This window comes from Terrisporobacter petrolearius (genome assembly GCF_020748185.1).
Classification (GTDB): Bacteria; Bacillota; Clostridia; order Peptostreptococcales; family Peptostreptococcaceae; genus Terrisporobacter; species Terrisporobacter petrolearius.
The window spans coordinates 1-289 of sequence record NZ_JAHZMO010000216.1 but is presented as its reverse complement, the minus strand read 5'-3'; the positions used below and the strand labels follow the sequence as shown (position 1 = coordinate 289).

Sequence of the window (289 nt, the reverse complement as noted above, 5' to 3'; positions counted from 1 at the left end):
AGCTAAGAAATGACTTAAGATCCGGTAGGATTTTAGATAGATTTTTAAATTTAGAAAAGTTGTTAATGTTCGTTAGATTATTAGAAAGTTTTCTATCAAATGTTACAACTAGATTATACAAGGGGGGTTCTATGTCTAAAAAATATAATAAATATAATAAATAAGTAAAATTGAAAGCTGTAGATATGTATATAAATCAAGGTATGAGTGCAGTTAGTGTTGCTCGTTCTTTAGATATAAAAGATAAAACTCAGGTTCAAAGATGGGTTAAATTGTATAATGCCAAGGG

1 protein-coding gene is annotated in these 289 nt (G+C 27.3%); it reads left to right on the top strand.

Annotated features, from left to right (window positions below; genetic code table 11):
- Positions 1-170 precede the first annotated feature (170 nt).
- A partial coding sequence (locus tag K0040_RS21890; protein WP_369123751.1) for a helix-turn-helix domain-containing protein occupies positions 171-289 on the top strand: 119 nt, incomplete at its 3' end.